Here is a 15,226-nt window from a genome sequence, read left to right as displayed (position 1 = left end):
TTAAATGGGCAAGCGGTTTTTTGATTTATGCAGGAGAGTGGATTTGGCCTGTTGTGAGTGGCTCTAAATCCGAGTCGCTGATCTCTTCGATGAACTCTTCTACGACCTGTTCCACTTGCTGATCATCTTCGGCAAAATAAGCCAAATGAAACACGGCATCGCCTTCATTGACCAAGGGAAGTGTTTGCTGACCAATCACGATTCCCCCTTTATGGGCCTTGATTTCAATCTCACTGTGCCCCAGTGGTGCACTAATGAAGGCGAGAATTTGGCCCCTCACTACTTTTTCACCTAATGTCACAACGGTACGTAAAATGCCATCGCTTTCCGCTCTAATCCAACTGGTGGACTTGGCAATCACGGGCTCTGGCCGCTTTTTACGACTGGGCCTTAACATGCCAATGGCTTGCATCACACGTTTAACGCCAATGAATCCAGCATTAATACAAATGGGTTCAAATCGTAATGCCTCACCAGCCTCGTATGTCAACACTGGGATCCCGAGACGTTCGGCTTCACTGCGTAACGAACCATCCCGCAAAGGAGCGTCAACAATGACTGGCGTTGCAAAGGCTTGTGCAATACGCAACGTTTCTGGGTTACTTAGGTCTGCCCGAATCTGAGGTAAGTTAGTACGATGAATCGCCCCCGTATGTAAATCAAGAATGTAGTCACAGCGTTTCGCGATCTGATTGAAGAAAGCGCTTGCCATTCGCGAAGCGAGTGAGCCTTTTTCACTGCCCGGAAAACAGCGGTTTAGGTCGCGTCTATCGGGTAAATAGCGTGATTTATGAATAAATCCGAACACGTTGACGATAGGTACAGCGATGACTGTACCTTTCAGTTTTTGTGCGTCAATGGTGTTGATGAGTTGCCGAACAATTTCTACGCCATTGAGCTCGTCGCCATGAATAGCCGCATTAACCATAAGAGTCGGCCCTGCGTACTTCCCGTTGATCACTTCAATTGGGATCGATAAGCGAGAATGGGTGTAGAGTTTGGCTGACTTGAGATCGAGCACTTTTCGTTGTCCTGGCAAGACTTGCTCGCCGAGAATCTCAAACACGCGGTTGTTTTTAGCCTTTGCCACGAGTTCTGGTCCTTTTAGTCGGGGCATTCTTTTCGATAAACTCGACGATCATGCCTGCAATGTCTTTACCTGTCGCAGATTCAATGCCTTCTAGCCCTGGTGACGAGTTAACCTCCATCACTAAAGGTCCGCGTTCGGATCTTAGTAGATCGACACCCGCGACATTGAGCCCCATAATTTTGGCTGCGGCAATGGCGGTACGACGCTCTTCTGGCGTAATTTTTATCAGTGATGCACTGCCACCACGGTGCAGGTTAGAACGAAACTCACCTTCTGCACCTTGACGCTTCATTGCTGCGATCACCTTGTCGCCAATGACAAAGCAGCGAATGTCTGCCCCACCAGCTTCTTTGATGTATTCCTGAACCATGATGTTGGCTTTCAAGCCCATGAAAGCTTCGACAACACTTTCGGCGGCTTTACGTGTTTCAGCCAGTACCACCCCAATGCCTTGAGTACCTTCCAACAGTTTAATGACCACAGGAGCACCACCAACCATCTCGAGCAGGTCTTTAACATCATCGGGTTTGCTGGCAAAGCCCGTAATTGGCATACCTATCCCTTTACGTGACAACAACTGCATAGAGCGTAACTTGTCTCGTGAGCGAGTAATCGCAACAGACTCGTTGACTGGATAAACACCCATCATTTCAAATTGACGCAGTACGGCGGTGCCATAAAAGGTCACTGAAGCCCCAATACGTGGCACAATGGCATCAAATCCGGATAACTCTTCACCTTTAAAATGAATTTCAGGTTTATCGGAATTTATGTTCATATAGCAGCGCAGGGCGTCGATGACTTTGACTTGGTGCCCACGTTTCTGACACGCTTCAATCAAACGCTTAGTTGAGTACAAATTTGCGTTGCGAGACAGAATACCGATTTTCATTGTTGGTTTTCCTCGAAAGGGACTAAAAACGATTGAACAGGGTCGACAATCAAACGATGGTGCATTGCTGTTCGACCTAACAGCATGCGAAACGCCATATTTTCGCGATTGGTTAACGTTAACTCTGCTGGCCAGCTCTCCTGACCGAGTCGTATTTCCGATTCAATCACATAGCGTGTTTCTTCATGACCTCCGGAATCTCGAACAATTCGCTGGTCGATGACCTTAGCCTCGCACACTACTTCTTCAGTGGTATTACGCTGTTGTGGATGGATCCAAAACCTTACCCACAACTCTGTTCCTTTATTGAAGCTTTCAAGTTTAAAGGTATGCAGACAAGAAGTACGAGCACCGGTATCAATCTTGGCATTGATCTTCTCTATGCCTAACCCAGGAAGACTTAAGGTTTCTCGCCAGCCCACTAGCAGTTTTTCGTTCATGGCATTTCATTTATATTCAGAGAGTAATTAAGAGGCTCTGAGAACTGAGCATCTTGCGATATAACCAATAGCATGTATCGGTTACATAGGTTGAAGAGGGCAAGCTGGATTGCCTTAGGTGCTTCAACTGCGGCGACTGTATCAGCGAAGATGCGCTGGTGACTAACGAATAAATTTCACCGTAACGACAAAAATTAATTGTCGAACTAGGAAACAAAAAAGCCAGCAATGTCAGCTGGCTTTGGGGTATTTTTCGATGGGAAGAGCAGGTTAGGCTTTCTCTGGAATCGCTTCCAGTAGTGCCACCATTTGTTCCCAGAATAGTGCAACGGTATCGATTTTCACTTTCTCATCAGGCGAGTGTGGGAATTTGATCGTTGGGCCAAACGACACCATGTCCATATTCGGGTACGGCTCCTTAAACAAACCACATTCAAGGCCGGCATGGATAACCATAATGTTCGGCTTGTGGCCGTAAATGCCTTCATACATGTCACGGAAGATAGCCATGATCTCAGAGTCCGCATCCGGTTTCCAACCAGGGTAGGCGCCTGAAAAAGCAATCTTCGCCCCCGCCAGTTCTGCCACCGATGTTAGGGTGCTTTCTACTTGGTGGCGACCTGAGTCAATCAATGAGCGAACTAGGCACAGAACGTTTATCTTATCGCTCTCTGTGGTAACGACACCCACATTCAGGGATGTTTCTACTACTCCTTCGATCTCATCACTCATGCGGATCACGCCGTTAGGACAAGCATTGAGTGCCGCAATAAAACGTTGCTGATCAGCAATAGCTAGCGCTTGTTCGCTGGTTTCAATGGCTTCATTGAATGAAACGATGTCCGTTTCTACTTTGCCTAACTCTTGCTTCAACAAGTCTGTGTAGAAGTTAAACAGTTCTGCCAGTTTAGCTTCGTTTTCGGCAGGGATAGCGACTGTCACGAAGGCTTCACGCGGAATTGCATTACGCAGGCTACCGCCACGGAATTCAATTAGGCGTAGATCCAATTCTTGTGCATGACCGGCTAGGAAGCGAGCAACGAGTTTGTTTGCGTTACCTCTGCCCGTATGGATATCACAACCAGAGTGACCACCCTTTAGGCCTTTCAAAATCAGTTGGCGAGTGACGTAACCTGCTGGGATTGCTTCACGTTTAATGTCGAACGTCATTTCTCCATCAATACCGCCCGCACAGCCCATGTAGACTTCACCTTCTTGCTCAGAGTCGGTATTGAGTAGAATTTCACCTTCAAGCCAGCCAGCTTCAAGACCAAAGGCTCCTGTCATTCCAGCTTCTTCATCAATAGTCAGAAGTACTTCAAGTGGGCCGTGTTTGATGTCTGTGGAGGCCAGTACCGCTAAGCATGATGCCATCCCCATACCGTTATCAGCGCCTAGTGTGGTGCCTTTGGCTGTGACCCATTCACCGTCTATGTATGGTTGGATAGGATCTTTAGTGAAGTCATGCTCCGTGTCTTCATTTTTTTGCGGCACCATATCAATATGAGCTTGAAGAACTACGCCTTTCTTATTTTCCATGCCAGGGGTTGCTGGCTTTTTAATGAAAACATTGCCCGTTGGGTCTCGACGCACATCGAGGCCTTGCTCCGTTGCCCAATTTACAATGTACTGAGCTAATGCTTCTTCATGTTTAGAAGGGTGTGGGATAGAGCAGATCTTATCGAAAAACTGCCATAAAGGTGCAGGTGATAAGTTGCTGATTTCAGAATGGAATTCAGACACGGATGACTCCTTAATGATAATAACGCCAGATCTTATTAGGTGATGTTGCTAAATGAGTAGCACAAAAATCTGAATCTGGCCTATTGAGTAGAGAGGCACAGAATAGCACTACGTGACACAAGGTAGTAGTCAAAGCGGAAACGAAATGTTTCGTTGTCATCACATAACGTGGATTCTGTTATTTATGTTTGTGAGACTCTATTCTTATTGAGCGTAATAAAATTAAAGATATTGCTGATATTTGTGTAATTAAATTACATAACTGGCTTGATGTAAGTCATTTTTTGAATTTTATGTGATTTTAATCACTTTTATTGTTGTAATTAATTTTCTTTGGGGTATATTAGTAACCAGCTTCGAAAGTGAAGAGAAAATGCTCAAAGGATGAGTCCGATTTGTCGCCTCCATGGAACCGAGAAATCAATATTTGTTATCTGTTTTAATTGATTTAGAAGGTGATAGTTATGAAAGGTTTACCAAGTGCAACATTCTGGCTAAACAGCTCTGTTTATACTGGCAATTTTGCATACCCAACAAGCTTCGGTTACTAATCGAGTTTGTGACTCTCGAACAAGTTTGTTCACCCCTATATTGGAATTTTATTACAGCGCCTAATTTGCTGAGATGATTCAACCGCCACTCAAATTGAGTGGCGTTTTTTTATCGTGAGAAAGCACATGGCCAATACTTCCATTTCCTCAACTTTATCCCGACGGATAAAACTCATCCTTATAATTGCCTATTCAGCATCCAATTCTTAAGCCTTAGCTCTATGTAACTTTACGACATGGTAGAAAAATCACCGTTTACAATATCTGGCATTCATTCTTATTACTTATTGAACTTAAAGTATTTTTCACCGGTGTTAATAAAATTAATTCTTCTAAAGCTAAATTTTACAGATAGAAATGTTTATTAGAGCCGTAATTCTATCTGGAATTTGATATTTGGAGACTCTATAATCCCGCCAATCGATTACGCAACCGTTTACTATTACTCCTTTGGAATTCGATTATGTTCGAAAAAATATTCAAGCTCAGTGAACACGGAACGAATGTAAAAACTGAGATCATTGCAGGTATCACGACTTTTCTGACCATGGCTTACATTATTTTTGTAAACCCAGCTATCTTGGCAGATGCAGGCATGGATCGTGGTGCTGTCTTTGTTGCTACCTGTCTGGCAGCGGCTATCGGCTGTTTTATCATGGGCTTCGTGGCGAACTACCCAATTGCTCAGGCACCAGGAATGGGGCTCAACGCCTTTTTCACCTATGCTGTTGTGTTAGGTATGGGGTATACATGGCAAGTGGCTCTAGCGGCAGTATTTGTATCCGGTGTGCTATTCATTCTATTGAGTGTGTTTAAGATCCGAGAGTGGATCATAAACTCCATCCCCCTTTCTTTGCGCACGGGTATTTCGGCGGGTATTGGCTTGTTCTTGGCATTTATCGCGTTAAAGAATGCAGGTATTGTGGTTGATAACCCGGCGACGCTTGTTTCTCTTGGCTCGATTACTTCATTACCTGCAGTACTAGCTTCAATTGGCTTCTTCCTGACTATTGCACTGGTTCATCGTGGCGTAAAAGGCGCGGTGATGATCGCTATTTTGGCGGTTACTGGCTTAGGTTTGGCGTTTGGTGATGTGCAATGGGGTGGCATCATGTCAACACCACCAAGCATTGCACCAACCTTCATGCAGTTGGATTTTTCTGCAGTATTTGAGATCGGTATGATTTCAGTGGTTTTTGCTTTCCTTTTCGTCGACTTATTTGATACTGCTGGCACGCTAGTGGGTGTGTCTCAAAAAGCTGGTCTGATGGATAAAGATGGTAAAATTCCTCGCTTGAATAAAGCTCTTCTTGCTGACTCAACTGCTACTTCGGTAGGTGCTCTGTTGGGTACGTCAAACACGACTTCTTACATTGAGAGCGTATCCGGTGTTGCCGCTGGTGGTCGCACAGGTCTAACCGCTGTTGTAGTTGGTATTTTGTTCCTACTTGCTCTATTCTTCTCGCCATTGGCTGGTATGATCCCTGCGTATGCGACTGCGGGGGCGCTATTCTATGTGGCTATTCTGATGTTATCTGGTTTGGTTAGCATCGATTGGCGAGACTTAACCGAAGCTGCACCAGTGGTTGTGACTTGTTTGCTGATGCCGCTGACTTTCTCTATCGCAGAAGGGATCTCGTTGGGCTTCATTGCTTACGCAGCAATTAAATTATTCAGTGGTAAAGGTCGTGATGTTTCGCTCAGTGTATGGGTTATGTCAGCAATCTTTATCTTCAAGTACATTGTTGCTTAAAAACTTCAATAAGGGCTTGTGAGATCAACCAAGCGTTGGCTCCACAGGCCCTCAACTTTTTATAATTAGGTTTATTACAATGAGTAAGAAATTCGTTATTACTTGGGATCAAATGCACGCTTATTGTCGTGAGCTAGCTGAGCAGCAAATGCCTGCTGAGCAGTGGAAAGGTATCTGGGCAGTGAGCCGTGGTGGTCTTGTTCCAGGTGCAATTCTGGCTCGTGAATTAGGTATTCGTTACGTTGATACCATTTGTATTTCTAGCTACGATCACGATCATCAGCGTGATATGAGCGTGCTAAAAGCGCCAGAAGGTGATGGTGAAGGTTACCTGATCGTAGAGGATTTGGTAGATAGTGGTGATACTGCACGCAAACTTCGTGAACTTTACCCTAAAGCAAAACTGATTGCGGTATGTGCTAAGCCATCAGGTGCTGCGCTATTGGACGATTATGTTGTGGACATTGCTCAGGAAACTTGGATTGAGCAGCCATGGGATATGTCTATTCAGTACATTGAACCTATTAACCGCAAGCAAAAGTAATCTCTGTTTGTTGAGTTTAAAAATGACCCTTATGGGTCATTTTTTGTTTGTGCCTATTGATCCGCTTAACCTAGTTTACTTATGCTGGTTTTTTAATGACTTATTCGTCACTTTTTGCCAATTAATAGGTTGAACATTGATGAGTGCCTGCCTTTTGAGGCGACACGGGTATACAATATAGGAAATTATTTAAACTAGGCGTCATTATGTCTGAAGAAGTGAGCAAAAACCTGTCAGAAACACTGTTCACCAACCATAAGCAAGCGCGAGAAACGTCCTCATTAACTCAATACATGCCCAGTAGCCAAGAATTACTAGACAAGCGGCGTGAAGAAGAGGGCTTTAAGTGGTACCGAAATCTGCGTCGTATGCAGTGGGTATGGCAGGGATTAGATCCTATTGAAATCGAAGCTGTTCTGGCAAAAATCGCCTCTTCTAAACATTCAAGGACTCATGATGAGTGGCTGGATACCGTCATGGGCTATCACAGCGGTAACTGGACTTATGAGTGGACCAAGCTGGGGATGCTGCATAACAAGCGCTCTCATGAACTCAAGGGTGAAGAAGCCGCGGATGAGCTGTTCAATGCGTCCTTGTGTTTTAGTATTGCCGGTTACCCCCATTTGAAAAACGATAACTTAGCTATACAGGCTCAAGTACTGGCTAGCAATGCTTATACAGAAGCGGCAAAGAAAACAAAATATATCGTTAAGCAAATTGAAATTCCTTATCAGAACAAGCGCATTATTGCTCATCTTCATCTAACGAAAACGGATAAGCCTCAGCCTGTCGTAATCGTCAGCGCAGGGTTAGACAGCTTGCAAACTGACTTGTGGACGTTATTTCGCGATCACTTAGCCAAGAAAGACATCGCGATGTTGACTGTTGATATGCCCTCGATTGGCCATAACAGTCACTGGACGCTCACAGAAGATACTTCGTGTCTGCATCAAGCGGTACTTAATGAGCTGTTTAATATTCCATGGGTAGATCATCACAGGGTCGGTTTGATTGGTTTCCGTTTTGGTGGCAATGCCATGGTTAGACTTTCATTCATGGAACCGGATAAGTTAAAAGCTTGTGTGAGCTTGGGTGCGCCGATTCACGATGTATTAGCATCACCAAAGAAACTGAAAAAAATGCCGAAAATGTACCTCGATGTACTGGCTTCACGATTGGGCAAAAATGTTGTCGACGTCAACAGTTTGGCGGGTCAGTTGATGGCTTGGTCACTTAAGGTTCAAGGCATTTTATCTAACCGTAAAACTAAGGTCCCTATTCTGGCAATGAGTCTCGAAAACGATCCTGTTTCTCCTTACAGTGATAATCAGCTTGTTGCCTTGTTCAGCGACTATGGGAAAGCGAAGAAAATCAGTGCAAAAACAATTACACAAGGATATGAGCAATCCCTCGATTTGGCGATTAAGTGGTTGGAGGACGAGCTAATTAGATGACAAATCTAATAAATTAGGCAACACTCATATAAGGGCAATACCCAAACTATGCAGTCCTGTTTATTTGCTCGTCATAACTACAACGAATAATCACAACAGATTTTGAATATGGAGATTCATTATGTCTGAACAGCCAAAGAGTCCAACTCATTACCGTTTGTTGTCTACACTGAAGGCCATTGGCCCTTATCTGAGAGAGCCTCAATGTGAAGAAGGACGATACTTGTTCGATTGTCTTTCTGTGTGTGTGAATGACAAAAAGTCGCCGGAAGAAAGAGAGTTCTGGGGATGGTGGTTAGAACTTGAACAACAAGGGCAAACATTCGCAGCTCGTTACCGCACTGGCCTCTACGATGGAAAGGGTGATTGGGTAGACGAGAAATTGCCTAAAAAAGCCATTGAAGAAGTATTTCGCACCCAAGAAGGTTTTCACCAAAAACTGCAGGAAACTCTAAAGACTCAATTCGGTATGAATGTCGATTTGCACAAGGAATCGGTTGAATTCGTCTAATTCTTTCCTCTTTATCATTTTCTCAAATAAAAAGGCGCTTAACGGCGCCTTTTCTGCTTGTGAATTTATGTTTTGATTGTTAAAACATCATGTCTAATAGCTAATTTGTCTCAGATTCTTGCGGTTATGCAGTCTGATGAGTAATTGGTGAACTCTTTATTTTCATAGCAGAAAGACAATGAATCAAAAATGCGGACAAGCAACACAGCGTCAAACTGTGGTTGTGAAACTGGGTACCAGTGTATTAACTGGTGGCACTTTGGCATTAGACAGAGCTCATATGGTTGAGCTAGCCCGCCAGTGTGCAGAGCTGAAAAAACTGGGCCATTCTGTGGTCATGGTATCGTCTGGCGCAATTGCTGCTGGGCGTGAGCACCTAGGTTACCCCGCATTGCCCAATTCCATGGCCAATAAACAATTGCTGGCGGCTGTTGGTCAAAGCCAATTGATACAAACTTGGGAAGCTTTGTTTGGTATTTACGGCATTAAGATTGGCCAGATGTTGTTGACGCGGGCAGATATGGAAGACCGTGAACGGTTTTTGAATGCTCGGGACACCATTAATGCCTTAGTGGATAACAATATTATCCCTATTGTTAATGAAAATGACGCAGTCGCGACCAGTGAGATCAAAGTCGGTGATAATGACAACTTATCTGCGCTGGTTGGTATCTTGTGTGGCGCTGATAAATTGCTGTTACTGACCGATCAGAAAGGACTTTTCACGGCGGATCCACGCAAGGACCCAAGTGCTGAGCTGATAAAAGAAGTGAAAACCATTGATGATACATTGCGTAAGATCGCTGGCGGGAGTGGCACGACTTTAGGTACTGGTGGTATGGCCACTAAGTTACAAGCTGCGGATATTGCCCGCAGGGCAGGCATAGAAGTCATTATTGCCGCAGGCAGCGCTCCCAATGTGGTGTTTGATTCATTGGGTGATGAGCCTCAAGGTACTCGTTTCCTGCCAATTGAAGAAGCATTGGAAAGCCGTAAGCGATGGATTTTGGCTGGACCAGCGGCATCTGGCGATATTGTAATTGATGACGGTGCGGTGAAGGCTGTGATTGATAAAGGCAGCAGTTTATTAGCGAAAGGTGTAACTCAGGTGAGTGGCACATTTGCTCGCGGTGAAGTTGTAAGAGTGACAGACCAAACAGGCAGCTTAGTTGCACGTGGAATTTCCAGTTACTCTAGCCAAGACATGGCAAAGATCATCGGTAAGCACAGTAAAGATATTTTGGGAATTTTGGGTTATGACTATGGCAGCGAAGTGCTGCATCGTGACGATATGGTTGTGATTCAGGAGTAATTGAGGGAAAAATTGTGGAACTGATTTCGATGGGGAAAGCGGCGAAAGAGGCGGCTTTTCAACTAGCGACCGCGTCAACGGCGCAAAAAAACCATGCATTGGCTATCATTGCTGATGAGCTTGAAGCCAATGCTGAGACAATTCTGGCGGCGAATGCTAAAGATATTGAATTAGGCCGCAAAGCGGGGCTGACAGAGGCATTACTCGATCGCCTTTTGCTTAACGACGCTCGTTTAGCCGGGATCGCCAACGATGTACGAAACGTCATTGGCCTCAATGATCCTGTCGGCAGTGAAATAGACAGCAAAGTACTTGAAAATGGTATGTCTTTATCTCGTCGCCGAGTGCCTCTCGGTGTGGTCGGGGTCATTTATGAGGCGCGTCCAAATGTGACCATTGATATTGCTGCGTTGTGTCTGAAAACGGGGAACGCAAGCATTCTTCGTGGTGGTAAAGAAACCTTCTTCTCCAATATGGAACTGGTCAAGGTGATCCAATCGGCGCTTGCCAAAGCCGAATTGCCTGCGGCGGCAGTTCAATACATTGAAAAGCCAGACCGTGAACTGGTGTCTCAATTGCTAAAGCTGGATGACTACGTTGATATGATCATTCCACGAGGCGGGGCAGGGCTACACAAAATGTGTAAGGAAAACAGCACAATCCCTGTCATTATAGGTGGTTTCGGTATTAGCCATGTGTTTGTTGATGAAAGTGCTGATTTGGAAAAATCCCTTGAAGTGATAGAAAACGCAAAAGTGCAGCGTCCTTCTGCTTGTAATGCCTTAGACACCTTGCTAGTGCACCAAAATATTGCCTCAGAGTTTTTACCTATGCTCATCGCGAAAATGCAGGATAAGGTCACTTTTGTCGCAGAGCCTAAAGCAAAAGCATTGATGCAAGAAGCAAAAGACATTCGCGACAGTGCTGAGGGGGATTTCGATACCGAGTGGTTAAGTTACACATTGGGCGTCAAAGTGGTTGAAGATGTGAAACAGGCCATTGACCACATGCGGGTTCATAACGCGAGTCACTCCGATGCAATCATGACCAATAGCTTAGAAAACTCAGAGTTATTTATCAATTCTGCTGGTTCGGCAGCGGTTTATGTTAATGCTTCTACTCGTTTTACTGATGGTGCTCAGTTCGGCTTAGGAGCGGAAGTGGCGGTATCGACTCAGAAGCTACATGCCCGTGGACCGATGGGATTAGAAGAGCTCACCAGCTATAAATGGGTAGGGAAAGCAAACTATCTACCGCGTAGTTAACAAAACTCAGTAATCTTGAAATGAAAAGGGGCGATTTCGCCCCTTTTGCTTTTCTTCGCTTAAGCAAATCCGCTAAACTAGCAGCGATATACTCAAGTGACTTCGCTACGAGCTAACAGCTTATCCTGAAAGAGATTCTCATTCTTCTTGGTATTGAATTATGTGTTTTCATCCCCTGTAGTAATAAGATGAGGTAACGAGGTTTCTTGAGTATATGATGGAGGTGATATGCATTGTCCTTTTTGCTCTGAGAATGACACTAAAGTGATCGATTCTCGTCTGGTGGCTGACGGCCATCAGGTTCGCCGTCGCAGACAGTGTCTGGCCTGTAGCGAACGCTTTACTACATTTGAAACGGCTGAGTTAGTAATGCCTCGCGTAATTAAATCAAACGGAAACCGTGAGCCCTTCAATGAAGATAAGATGGTTGGTGGTTTGCAACGCGCCTTGGAAAAACGTCCAGTGAGTGCTGATTCTGTTGAACTGGCGATTAGTATGATTAAATCTCAGTTGCGCGCAACAGGTGAGCGTGAAGTACCAAGCGAAATGATTGGTAATTTGGTCATGGACCAGCTTAAAGAGTTAGACAAAGTAGCCTATATTCGTTTCGCATCTGTTTACCGCAGTTTCGAAGATATTCGTGAGTTTGGTGAAGAAATCGCCAAACTGGAAGATTAACGGTTAATTTGACCATGTCGGAATTCACTCCTCAAGATTACCAAATGATGTCGCGTGCTATTGAAATAGCCAAAGGCGGTATCTACACCACTGCACCTAATCCCAATGTTGGGTGTGTCATTACCCTTAATGGCCAGATTGTTGGTGAAGGCTTTCATTATCGGGCCGGAGAACCTCATGCTGAAGTGCATGCGCTGAGAATGGCGGGTGAACAGTCTGTTGGCGCGACAGCGTATGTCACGTTGGAGCCGTGTTCTCATTATGGGCGAACGCCTCCTTGTGCGGAAGGGTTGATTAAAGCCAAGGTGGCAAAAGTAATCTGTGCAATGGAAGACCCCAACCCTCAAGTTTCTGGACGTGGCATTAAAATGTTGCGAGAGGCGGGCATTGAGGTGCAGGTGGGGTTACTAGAAAGCGATGCGCACGCACTCAATCCTGCCTTCATTAAACGAATGCAAACTGGGATGCCATATGTACAGTTGAAAATGGCGGCGAGCTTAGATGGTCAAACGGCACTGAGTAATGGTCAGAGCCAGTGGATCACGTCTCCACAGGCAAGACAAGACGTGCAGAACTACCGTGCTCAAGCGGGAGCCATTTTATCGACCAGCAAAACCGTCATTGAGGATAATGCGTCATTGAATGTTCGTTGGTCTGAGTTGCCTGAATCTGTGCAAGTTAAGTTGCCCGAGAGTGAAGTCCGTCAACCCGTGAAAGTGATCATGGATCGTCAAAACCAACTAACTGCGGATCTTAAGTTGTACTCGACTGATGGCAAAAGAATTGTTGTGTCTCAACAAGGTGACTTGGCACCTTTACTCAATGAGGCTAATCAGATCGATTTAACATCCACATTTGAAAAGTTAGCTGCTCACCACAATATTAATCATCTCTGGGTTGAAGCGGGGGCGACTTTAGCTAGCAGCCTAATCAATGAAGACATAGTGGATGAACTTGTGCTCTACCTAGCACCTAAGATTATGGGTAGTGATGGCCGAGGTTTATTTGGTGAACTAGGGTTTGAGTCGATGGCGAAAGTCATTGATTTAGACATCCAAGATGTCAGGCAAGTCGGTGAGGATATCCGCATTGTCGCCCGCCCTAAAAAGAAAGAATCGTAATTATGTTTACTGGAATTATTGAAGCTGTTGGTACGCTGACAGCCATTACCCCTAAAGGTGAAGATATTAGTGTTACTGTTGATGTGGGTAAGCTGGATATGTCCGATGTTAAGTTGGGCGACAGTATCGCGACCAATGGTGTGTGTCTCACGGTCGTGGATTTTACCTCGACTAGCTATAGTGCAGATTTGTCGCTTGAAACGCTGAGTAAAACCGGATTTACCGATTATCAGGTCGGAGGTAAGGTCAACCTTGAGAAAGCCATGCTGCCGACCACTCGATTTGGCGGACACATCGTTTCTGGTCATGTGGATGGCGTTGGTGAGATTATTGAACGCAATCAAGTAGGTCGAGCGATTGAGTTCTGGGTCTCCATGCCTGAAGAACTGTCAAAGTATGTGGCAGAGAAAGGTTCAGTCACCGTTGATGGTATCAGTTTGACGGTGAATGATCTGCGCAAGAATGCTTTCAAACTGACTATAGTGCCGCATACGGGTGAAGAAACGACCATCGCAGATTTTCACGTTGGACGAAAAGTGAATTTGGAAGTGGACGTATTAGCTCGTTATATGGAGCGTTTACTGACCAGCCAAAAAGAGCAGCCAGAATCGCGTTTGACTATGGAGTTTCTCCAGCAAAACGGTTTTGCATAAATTAACCGACGCCCAGCCTAAAACGCTGGGCGTTGACACAGAATAAAGTCGCCAAGAGCCCAGATAACAGGAACAGAGAAATGCCAATTAGTACGCCTCAAGAAATCATCGAAGACATCCGCTTAGGTAAAATGGTCATCCTGATGGATGATGAAGATCGTGAAAATGAAGGCGATCTGATCATGGCTGCCGAACATGTCACGCCGGAAGCGATTAACTTTATGGCGACGCATGGTCGTGGCCTGATTTGTTTGACCATGACTAAAGAGCGCTGTGAGCGACTTGGCTTACCTCCTATGGTTCAGGATAACAATGCTCAGTACACTACAAACTTCACTGTGTCTATTGAAGCGGCAGAAGGGGTTACCACGGGCATTTCTGCCGCTGATCGTGCTCGTACTGTACAAGCAGCGGTGGCCAAAGACGCTAAGGCTGCTGACTTAGTCCAGCCTGGGCATATTTTCCCGCTTGCCGCGCAGGAAGGTGGAGTGTTGACTCGCGCAGGCCATACCGAAGCGGGGTGTGATTTGGCGCGTTTAGCTGGTCTTGAACCTTCAGGGGTGATTGTTGAAATCCTCAATGATGACGGCACCATGGCTCGACGCCCAGATTTAGAAATCTTTGCTGAAAAACATGGCATTAAGTTGGGGACGATTGCTGATTTAATTGAGTACCGCAACAACACTGAAACCACAATTGAGCGTGTTGCACAGTGCAAGCTGCCAACAGAATATGGTGAATTTGAGTTGGTCACATTCCGTGACACGATTGATAATCAGATTCACTATGCCCTTTGCAAAGGAGAGGTTAACGGTCAAGTCCCATTGGTGCGAGTGCATTTGCAAGACACCTTTACGGATCTACTGCGCAGTGATCGCAATGCAGAAAGAAGCTGGACGCTGGACAAAGCCATGAAACGCATTGGTGAAGAAGGTGGTGTTCTGGTGATCCTGGGGAATGAAGAGTCCACTGACTTGCTTATCCACCGCGTAAAAATGTTTGAAGCTCAGGATAAAGGCGACGCGCCGACTTTGGCTAAGAAGCAAGGAACATCACGACGTGTAGGCGTCGGTTCTCAGATCCTAGCTGATTTGGGTGTGCATGACATGCGCCTGCTTTCGTCAACCAATAAGAAATACCACGCACTGGGTGGTTTTGGTCTTAATGTGGTTGAATATGTTTGCGAATAAGCAGATAAAAAGTAACTAGATTGGATAAG

Annotated in this window: 15 protein-coding genes; 11 read left to right on the top strand and 4 right to left on the bottom strand. The window is 45.3% G+C overall.

Features of this window, described 5'->3' with window-relative positions; all coding sequences use genetic code 11:
- Positions 1 to 25: 25 nt before the first annotated feature.
- From CTT30_RS11950 to CTT30_RS11935, 4 genes are all read right to left on the bottom strand, one after another.
- The gene (locus CTT30_RS11950; RefSeq protein WP_370689704.1) at positions 26 to 1,090 is read right to left on the bottom strand and encodes a succinylglutamate desuccinylase/aspartoacylase family protein; all 1,065 of its coding nucleotides are present in this window, start codon (positions 1,088 to 1,090) and stop codon (positions 26 to 28) included.
- A complete protein-coding gene (gene rimK / locus CTT30_RS11945; RefSeq protein WP_239838425.1) occupies positions 1,077 to 1,982 on the bottom strand; it encodes a 30S ribosomal protein S6--L-glutamate ligase in 906 nt (301 codons plus the stop codon). Before rimK ends, CTT30_RS11950 begins: the two co-directional genes overlap by 14 nt.
- Positions 1,979 to 2,422 carry an ATP-dependent zinc protease family protein gene (locus CTT30_RS11940; protein ID WP_239838424.1) on the bottom strand — a complete coding sequence of 148 codons (444 nt, stop codon included), beginning with the start codon at positions 2,420 to 2,422 and terminating at the stop codon, positions 1,979 to 1,981. Before CTT30_RS11940 ends, rimK begins: the two co-directional genes overlap by 4 nt.
- A gap of 270 nt (positions 2,423 to 2,692) precedes the next feature.
- Positions 2,693 to 4,165, bottom strand: a complete 1,473-nt coding sequence (locus CTT30_RS11935) for an aminoacyl-histidine dipeptidase (protein WP_252035244.1) — start codon at positions 4,163 to 4,165, stop codon at positions 2,693 to 2,695.
- A 464-nt stretch (positions 4,166 to 4,629) separates the two neighbouring features.
- Between CTT30_RS11935 and vcdP the strand changes: the two genes are divergently transcribed.
- The 11 genes from vcdP (at position 4,630) to ribBA (ending at position 15,197) form a co-directional block, all read left to right on the top strand.
- On the top strand, positions 4,630 to 4,716 hold the full coding sequence (gene vcdP / locus CTT30_RS23475; protein WP_503042215.1) for a small protein VcdP: 87 nt from the start codon (positions 4,630 to 4,632) through the stop codon (positions 4,714 to 4,716).
- Positions 4,717 to 5,179: 463 nt separating this feature from the next.
- Positions 5,180 to 6,469: an NCS2 family permease gene (locus CTT30_RS11930; protein WP_252035243.1), complete on the top strand. Its 1,290-nt coding sequence runs from the start codon at positions 5,180 to 5,182 to the stop codon at positions 6,467 to 6,469.
- A gap of 79 nt (positions 6,470 to 6,548) precedes the next feature.
- A complete protein-coding gene (gene gpt, locus CTT30_RS11925) occupies positions 6,549 to 7,013 on the top strand; it encodes a xanthine phosphoribosyltransferase (RefSeq protein ID WP_239838421.1) in 465 nt (154 codons plus the stop codon).
- 206 nt (positions 7,014 to 7,219) lie between these two features.
- On the top strand, positions 7,220 to 8,467 hold the full coding sequence (gene frsA, locus CTT30_RS11920; protein ID WP_239838420.1) for an esterase FrsA: 1,248 nt from the start codon (positions 7,220 to 7,222) through the stop codon (positions 8,465 to 8,467).
- A 121-nt stretch (positions 8,468 to 8,588) separates the two neighbouring features.
- Positions 8,589 to 8,978: a sigma factor-binding protein Crl gene (gene crl, locus CTT30_RS11915; RefSeq protein ID WP_239838419.1), complete on the top strand. Its 390-nt coding sequence runs from the start codon at positions 8,589 to 8,591 to the stop codon at positions 8,976 to 8,978.
- Positions 8,979 to 9,156: 178 nt separating this feature from the next.
- On the top strand, positions 9,157 to 10,290 hold the full coding sequence (proB, locus tag CTT30_RS11910) for a glutamate 5-kinase (RefSeq protein ID WP_239875230.1): 1,134 nt from the start codon (positions 9,157 to 9,159) through the stop codon (positions 10,288 to 10,290).
- A gap of 14 nt (positions 10,291 to 10,304) precedes the next feature.
- On the top strand, positions 10,305 to 11,555 hold the full coding sequence (locus CTT30_RS11905) for a glutamate-5-semialdehyde dehydrogenase (protein WP_252035242.1): 1,251 nt from the start codon (positions 10,305 to 10,307) through the stop codon (positions 11,553 to 11,555).
- A gap of 228 nt (positions 11,556 to 11,783) precedes the next feature.
- Positions 11,784 to 12,233, top strand: a complete 450-nt coding sequence (gene nrdR, locus CTT30_RS11900) for a transcriptional regulator NrdR (protein WP_239838416.1) — start codon at positions 11,784 to 11,786, stop codon at positions 12,231 to 12,233.
- 14 nt (positions 12,234 to 12,247) lie between these two features.
- Positions 12,248 to 13,354, top strand: a complete 1,107-nt coding sequence (gene ribD / locus CTT30_RS11895) for a bifunctional diaminohydroxyphosphoribosylaminopyrimidine deaminase/5-amino-6-(5-phosphoribosylamino)uracil reductase RibD (protein ID WP_252035241.1) — start codon at positions 12,248 to 12,250, stop codon at positions 13,352 to 13,354.
- Between the two features lie 2 nt (positions 13,355 to 13,356).
- Positions 13,357 to 14,007, top strand: coding sequence for a riboflavin synthase (locus CTT30_RS11890; RefSeq protein WP_239865016.1), 651 nt, complete (start codon positions 13,357 to 13,359; stop codon positions 14,005 to 14,007).
- Positions 14,008 to 14,087: 80 nt separating this feature from the next.
- Complete coding sequence (gene ribBA, locus CTT30_RS11885) at positions 14,088 to 15,197, top strand: bifunctional 3,4-dihydroxy-2-butanone-4-phosphate synthase/GTP cyclohydrolase II (protein WP_252035240.1); 1,110 nt, start codon at positions 14,088 to 14,090, stop codon at positions 15,195 to 15,197.
- The last annotated feature ends 29 nt before the right edge of the window (positions 15,198 to 15,226 follow it).

The sequence above is a fragment of the Vibrio coralliilyticus genome (assembly GCF_024449095.1).
Classification (GTDB): Bacteria; Pseudomonadota; Gammaproteobacteria; order Enterobacterales; family Vibrionaceae; genus Vibrio; species Vibrio coralliilyticus_A.
Note: the sequence above shows the minus strand (reverse complement) of the source record. Positions and strands in the feature narration are given on the sequence as shown.